This window comes from Acinetobacter sp. YH12211, from assembly GCF_013418015.1.
Lineage (GTDB): Bacteria > Pseudomonadota > Gammaproteobacteria > Pseudomonadales > Moraxellaceae > Acinetobacter > Acinetobacter towneri.
In genome coordinates, this window is the sequence record NZ_VPCW01000052.1 from 1 (window position 1) to 7,189 (window position 7,189).

General features: G+C 42.3%; 5 protein-coding genes and 2 pseudogenes. 1 reads left to right on the forward strand and 6 read right to left on the reverse strand.

Annotated elements, in window-relative coordinates:
- The 6 genes and pseudogenes from FTU98_RS14070 to FTU98_RS13490 all read right to left on the reverse strand — a co-directional run.
- Positions 1-67, reverse strand: a pseudogene (locus FTU98_RS14070) (helix-turn-helix domain-containing protein); the annotation flags it as partial.
- Between the two features lie 168 nt (positions 68-235).
- Positions 236-601, reverse strand: a complete 366-nt coding sequence (locus tag FTU98_RS13470; protein WP_004972981.1) for a hypothetical protein — start codon at positions 599-601, stop codon at positions 236-238.
- A gap of 135 nt (positions 602-736) precedes the next feature.
- The gene (locus tag FTU98_RS13475) at positions 737-2,983 is read right to left on the reverse strand and encodes a bifunctional prephenate dehydrogenase/3-phosphoshikimate 1-carboxyvinyltransferase (protein ID WP_096901861.1); all 2,247 of its coding nucleotides are present in this window, start codon (positions 2,981-2,983) and stop codon (positions 737-739) included.
- 3 nt (positions 2,984-2,986) lie between these two features.
- Positions 2,987-4,078 (reverse strand): histidinol-phosphate transaminase, encoded by a 1,092-nt coding sequence (gene hisC, locus FTU98_RS13480; RefSeq protein ID WP_004972978.1) that lies wholly within the window; start codon positions 4,076-4,078, stop codon positions 2,987-2,989.
- 73 nt (positions 4,079-4,151) lie between these two features.
- Positions 4,152-5,261: a prephenate dehydratase gene (gene pheA / locus FTU98_RS13485; protein ID WP_131261775.1), complete on the reverse strand. Its 1,110-nt coding sequence runs from the start codon at positions 5,259-5,261 to the stop codon at positions 4,152-4,154.
- A 351-nt stretch (positions 5,262-5,612) separates the two neighbouring features.
- A complete protein-coding gene (locus FTU98_RS13490; protein WP_180051554.1) occupies positions 5,613-6,755 on the reverse strand; it encodes an acyl-CoA dehydrogenase family protein in 1,143 nt (380 codons plus the stop codon).
- A gap of 301 nt (positions 6,756-7,056) precedes the next feature.
- Between FTU98_RS13490 and FTU98_RS13495 the strand changes: the two are divergent.
- A pseudogene (locus FTU98_RS13495) lies at positions 7,057-7,189 on the forward strand (IS982 family transposase); the annotation flags it as partial.

Here is a 7,189-nt window from a genome sequence, read left to right on the forward strand (position 1 = left end):
GCTTGGCCAGAAAAATGAGTCGTTCTCGCTGTTCTAAACTAAGTGGTACAGAAACAATTCGAGGCATGTGTGAACATCTGTTAACTAAAAAAACTTTTTCGCATGATTAGTTATTTTTGTCAACTTAATATACGGTTGCGATGTGTCATTTAGATGACATTTCAATTAAAAAACGAATGATTTTGATTTAAAAATCATGTATAGATTTTAAACATCCAACACATATCGTCCTAGTTTAACCTTTCCACTCAAATTCACTAAAAGATTGGTCTTCTTTCAGAGTATTTTCTACCGCTTGCGCCAATTGATTTAATAAACTTTGCTCTGTAATCCGTTCTAGCCAGTCTTGTTCTTCATTGGGGTATGAAGTAATTTCACAAACAAGATGTCCATCTTCACCACGGCTTTGACAGTTCACAGCCAAAGGCAGCGCATGTTGATCTACACTTACAGCGACTTGTGCACCACTCTGCGGCAACGTTTGAAAGCCATAGTGAGATAAGTTTTGTGAAAGTAAATTCGCCACATAATTCTGTGCCAAAGTGCAATCTTGTAACTCTTGTTTATTTTCACAATTCGCCATAAATTTTAATTTGCGCATGCTCGAACCCAAAGGCTTTTTTCTTGTATGGGTTTAGCATAAGCAATAAAACGCAAACAGCCAAGCAAAAGCTTGGCTGTTTCAGCATAAAGTCTAGGCTTTGCGATTTGTCATCGCAGCCCGTATCGTTTTGGCTTATTCTGTCACTTGAATATTCAGACCTGCCACACCTGCAAGCTCAGTAAAGGTAGGGAAACTTGTTGCTACTGTTTCTGTACCTACAATTTTAATTTCACCAGAAGTACGCAAGCCTGCCATAGAGAAACTCATGGCGATACGATGGTCATGATGTGATTCAATCTCGCCGCCTGTAAATATCGCTGACCAGTCGCCTGCTTTGCCTTTACCCTGAATGATGATGCCATCGTCAGTGGGTGTGCAGTCAATGCCCATGGTTTTTAAACCATCTGCCATCACTTGAATACGGTCTGATTCTTTTACGCGCAATTCTGCAGCACCTGTCAGTACAGTTTGACCTTCAGCACAAGCTGCAGCAATGAACAATGCAGGAAATTCATCAATCGCCAATGGCACTTGATCTTCAGGAACATGAATCCCTTTTAAAGTACGTGAACCACGAATACGAATATCTGCAATTGGTTCACCGCCTGCAATACGTTCATTTTCCACGCTCAGGTCTGCACCCATTTGTTTCAGAATTTCAATCACACCTGTACGGGTTGGGTTAATGCCCACCGCTTCTAAGGTTACATCTGAATTTTCTGTAATGGCTGCACCCACCATGAAGAATGCCGCAGATGAAATATCAGAAGGTACTTGAATATCTGTACCCACCAATTTACCGCCGCCTTGCAATGAAATACGGTTACCTTCAGTTTTCACTTCATAACCAAATGCACGTAACATACGTTCGGTATGGTCACGCGTTGGTTCAGGCTCAGTCACTGAAGTTTCACCTTCTGCCCAAAGCCCTGCCAATAAAATACCTGATTTCACCTGTGCAGATGCCATTGGCAAATCATAGTGAATGCCTTTTAACGCTTGCGCACCTGTAATCGATACTGGCGGTGTGCCACGTTCACCCGTCGTTTGAATTTGTGCACCCATTTCACGCAATGGTTTAGCAATACGTTCCATTGGACGCTTGGTCAATGACGCATCACCTGTCATAACAGAATCAAACTTCTGTGCAGATAACATGCCTGCCAACAAACGCATAGATGTGCCTGAGTTGCCCATATAAATTGCGCTTGCAGGTGCTTTTAAACCTTGCATGCCTACGCCATGAATGGTGACTTCACCATTTTTAGGACCTTCAATGCTCACACCCATATCACGAAATGCTTGCAAAGTCGCCAATGCATCTTCACCTTCAAGGAAACCTGTCACATGCGTAGTGCCTTCGGCAATTGCACCAAACATAATTGAACGATGTGACACAGATTTGTCACCCGGTACGGTAAATTTACCTTGGAAAGTCTTAGCACCTGGCAAAATCGTAAATTGTTGTGTCACGTTATTGTTCTCCATAAAAGGTTTCTTGGCGAGCATATGATTAAAATGCTGTCGTGCCGCTTGTGCATGTCCAAGCAAGCCCATTAAAGCATGCGAGTCTTCTTGTTCAATCAGTTGGCGAATAATCGCGAGTTGACTTTCAAAGCCATCCACCGCTTTTAACAATGCAGTTTTATTGGCCAAGAAAATGTCATGCCACATTTGTGGATCGCTGGCAGCAATACGTGAGAAGTCACGAAAGCCACCTGCAGCATAGCGGAAAATGTCTAAATTATCTTCCCGATTTGCCAATTGTTCGACCAAATTAAAGGCCATTAAATGTGGAAGATGACTGGTATACGCCAATACCTCATCATGTTTTTCCACATCCATGCAAATTACTTCGGCTTTGGCGCTTTCCCACATTTGAATCAGTTTATTGACTGCCCACGGCGCACTGCTTGGCAATGGTGTCAAAATGACTTTGTGATTGGCAAATAAATCAACCTTGCCTGCATGCACGCCTGTATGCTCTGCCCCAGCAATTGGATGCCCGGGAACAAAACCTGCAGGTAAATGTTCTCCAAAAACCGCTTTGGCTGCAGCCACGACACTGCCTTTGGTGCTGCCTACATCGGTCAGAATTACATTATCTGCCAAATGTGGCTGAATTAATCGCAAGACTTTTTCTGTGGCTTGCACAGGTAGCGCCAACACCACTAAATCTGCGCCTTGTACCGCATCTACAGGATTGTTAAAGCCTTGTTCAATTAATCCTAATTCCAAAGCATCTTGCAGCGTTTTTTCAGAACGGGTCGATGCCACAATATGCCGACTTAAGTTTTCTGCCAGCATTACACGTGCCAAACTCGAGCCTATTAGCCCGAGTCCGATAAATGCAACTTTTTCAAACAATGGTTGCGCCATGTTTTATGCCTTCGCTTCCTTGCCCAATACTTTGGCTAATGCACGCAGGAACTTGGCATTTTCTGCTTCTGTGCCAATTGAAACACGTAAATGGGTCGTAATACCCACAGGACGTACAATTACACCTTCTTTCAATAAGGCATTAAAAGTTTGACCCGGATCGGCTTCTACATCTACCAAAATAAAGTTAGCACGTGAAGGCACATAATTCAGACCCAATGCTTTAAAGCCTGCTTCCAATTGCGCCATGCCTGCTTTGTTGGCAATACGTGATTTTTCGATAAAATCTTCGTCTTTTAATGCCGCAACCGCAGCCACCATTGCCAAGTGATTGACGTTAAATGGTTGACGAATACGGTTTAAATAATCGGTCACTTCTGCAGAAGCTAAAGCAAAACCAACGCGCAGCGCCGCCAAACCATAGCACTTAGATAAAGTACGGCTCACGATTAAGTTTGGATATTGCTCAAGGAATTTAAGGCTATTGAAGTTCTCTGGAAAATATTCCACATAGGCTTCATCTAATACCACAATCACCCGTGCAGGAACTTTTTGCATAAAGGCTTCAAATTCAGCCTCTTCAAACCATGTGCCTGTTGGGTTATTTGGGTTGGCAATAAAGATTAACTTGGTGTTGTCTTGAATTGCTGCCGCCATAGCATCCAAGTCATGTGAAAAACCTTTGGCAGGCACTTCAATCGCTTGAGCATTAATCGCTTGCGTTACCAAAGCATATACTGCAAAGGCATGTTGGCTGTACAACACTGAATCTTGATCTGAAACGAATGCGCGAGCAAACATTTCTAGCAAATCGTTTGAACCATTACCCAAAGTAATACGGTCATGCGCAAAGCCAAATTGTTTTTGAATTTGGTCTTTTAAAATAAAACCACCACCATCTGGATAGCGACCAATTTCAGCAATTTCTGCTGCAACGGCTTCTTTGACTTTGTCTGAACAGCCCAATGGGTTTTCATTTGAAGCAAGTTTGACGATATCTGTAATCCCCAACTCACGCTCAAGTTCACTGATTGGTTTACCTGGTTGATAAGGCTTTAACTTCGAGATGCCTTCATTGGCTGGGACAAACGACATTTTACACTTCCAGTTGACTAGGTGGTGAATGTGGCGCGCATGACAAACATGCACACCACTAAATTAAATACGGTTATAACACGGCAGCAGGATAAGAACCCAAGACACGAATTTCTTTCACCAATGGACGGATTTCTTCAATCGCTGCACGTACATTGTCTTGCTCGACATGCCCTTCTAGGTCAATGAAGAATACATAGGCCCATTTTTCAGGCAAGGCAGGACGTGTTTCAATACTGGTCAAGCTAATATTGTGCTTCGCAAATGGTGCAAGAATCTCAAGCAATGCCCCTGCGCGGTCATGTGCAGACACCAACAATGAAGTTTTATCATTGCCACTTGGTGGAACTTTCTCACGACCAATCACCAAGAAACGTGTGGTATTTTCTGGGTTATCTTCAATATTGCTATGTAAAATTTCGAGTTCGTAAATATTGGCCGCAATTTCAGAAGCAATTGCAGCAGAATGCCATTCATTACGAATACGGCGCGCTGCTTCTGCATTGGAGCTGAGTGCCACACGTTCTACACCCGGATAATGCACATCTAACCATTTACGGCATTGTGCCAAAGTTTGCTGATGCGCATAAATTTGTTTAATGCTGTCTTTACGAGTGTTTTCTGACACAAGGAATTGGTGATGAATACGCAATTCCACTTCACCAATCACATTTAATGGCGATGATTTAAAACAGTCTAAAGTATGGTTCACCACACCTTCAGATGAGTTTTCGACAGGCACTAAACCATAGTGCGCACTACCTGCTTCCACTTCACGGAAGACTTCATCAATAGTAGGCAAAGGACGCACAATCGCGTCTTGACCAAAATGTTTAAGTACTGCGGAATGCGTATAAGTACCAATTGGCCCTAAAAACGCAATACTTTGTGGCGCTTCAAGTGCCAAACATGCCGACATAATTTCACGGAATAAACGTGCCATGGTCACATCAGACAACGGCCCTTCGTTGCGCTCCATAACATTACGTAAAACTTGCGCTTCACGTTCAGGACGGTAAAACAACGGGTTCTCTTCTGCTGCAAATTTTGCTTTCGCCACCGCTTCAGCAAGTCGTGCTCGACGGTTAATCAGCTGCTGAATCTGTTGATCTACAGAGTCAATATCTTCACGGATTTTAGCAAGATCAAGAGAAGTCGTTGTGTTCTGATCGTCTTGGATCATTGTTATGTCGCCCTTCATAAACATTTTGCAAATAGTATAACAATAGTTAGCTTTCAAATGTTGCGCAATACAACTTTCAGTGTTTCAGATTTAAAAACATACAGTTGATCAAAGCATCACCAATCTATACATTTAAGCCGCAACTTTGCACAACGTACCGCTTAAAACTGGGCAACTATGCTTTTCTTTTTTGCATCTCTAATTCTAAGCGGTGTAATTTTATTTTTAAGTGTAATTATCAATCAGCTCATTGCTTTTAAGTCTGATCAAATTCATAAAAAAAGAGCCAGCACTGGGCTGACTCTGGAGATGATCCTTGATCTTTATTCAATTGGACTTTTAGGCATTGTTTTAACGCCCCAATAAACCACGCGCGACAATTTCTTTCATAATTTCATTGGTTCCACCGTAAATTCGCTGGATTCGCGCATCGACAAAGAAACGAGAAATCGGGTATTCCGTCATATAGCCATAACCGCCAAACAGTTGCAGCAATTGATCGGCAATTTTCATTTGCATATCTGTCGCAAAGCTTTTTAAAGCGGCTGCAGTTTCGACGTCCAGTTTGCCCTGCATATACAATTCGACGTTTTGATTATAAAAAGCAGCGGTTGCCAATTCATCAATTTTAGCCTGTGCCAAAACAAAACGGGTATTCTGGAACTGACCAATGGCTTGTCCAAACGCCTGACGCTCTTGCACATATTGTGTGGTCACATCAATTGAACCTCGAATAGCACCCAATGCAGTAGCTGCAATCGCAGTACGTTCACGTGGCAATTCTTGCATTAAATAGGTAAAACCATGCCCTGCCTGTCCTAACAATTGATTTTTCGGCACTTTGACATTGTCAAAGAATAGCTCTGACGTGTCTTGTGAATGCAAACCAATTTTTTCCAAATTGGTGCCTTTTTTAAAGCCTTCTAAATGAGTATCGACCAACATGAGCGACACGCCTTTGGCACGTGCTTGCGGATCTGTTTTTACTGCCAAAACCACTAAGTCTGCATGCTGACCGTTAGAAATAAAGGTTTTAGAACCATTCAGTACATAATGATCATCTTGCAAAATGGCGTTGGTACGCATGGCTTGTAAGTCTGAACCCGCACCTGGCTCGGTCATGCCAATTGCACCAACCACTTCACCCGACACCATTTTAGGCAGCCAGTATTGTTTTTGTTCTTCTGTACCAATATGCAAAATGTACGGCGCAGCGATTTCAGAGTGACAGGAAATACCTGTAGAAAGTGCGCTATAACCTGCACGTGCCGATTCTTCGACCAACATTAGGGAATAATGCGTTGGAACACCATAGCCGCCATATTCTTCAGGCACATCAATACACAAAAAGCCATTTTCACCTAACAGATTCCACACACTGCGCGGCATGATGCCCTCACGTTCCCACGCAGCATAATGCGGTGCAATATGCTCCTGCATAAAACGTCGAAAGTTATCTCTAAATAATTCTAAATCAGCATCATAAGCCAGCATATCCAATCCTTTATTTTTCAATTGTTGTTTTCAACAGTATCCATGCTATGCATTTTTATACAGGCTGTCATGTGTTATCCCTACAGATTGTCTTACTTTACAGTCAAACTTTAGTCGTCATTTCAGATATGCAATGAAACTTGTGGCAGCTCGTACAAGCTGAAGCTGTGAATAGTGCTGCAAACTGTTGCCGAAGTTTATACACTAGTATAACCCGAATTACGGATAAGAAAAGCCCTTGAAAAAAAGGTAGTTAGAGCCATTTAGAAAGTTACGACACAACCCAAAGGCTCTAACTACCATGTATGATTTTACAGAAATTTTTTGTATTGTTGATGATTTTTTCAAAAAATTTGAACCCATCTATTGGCAATTTCTCAAGCAAGAAAACAAACGTCAACGTATCAGACAAGCAACGCTATCTTTATCAGAAA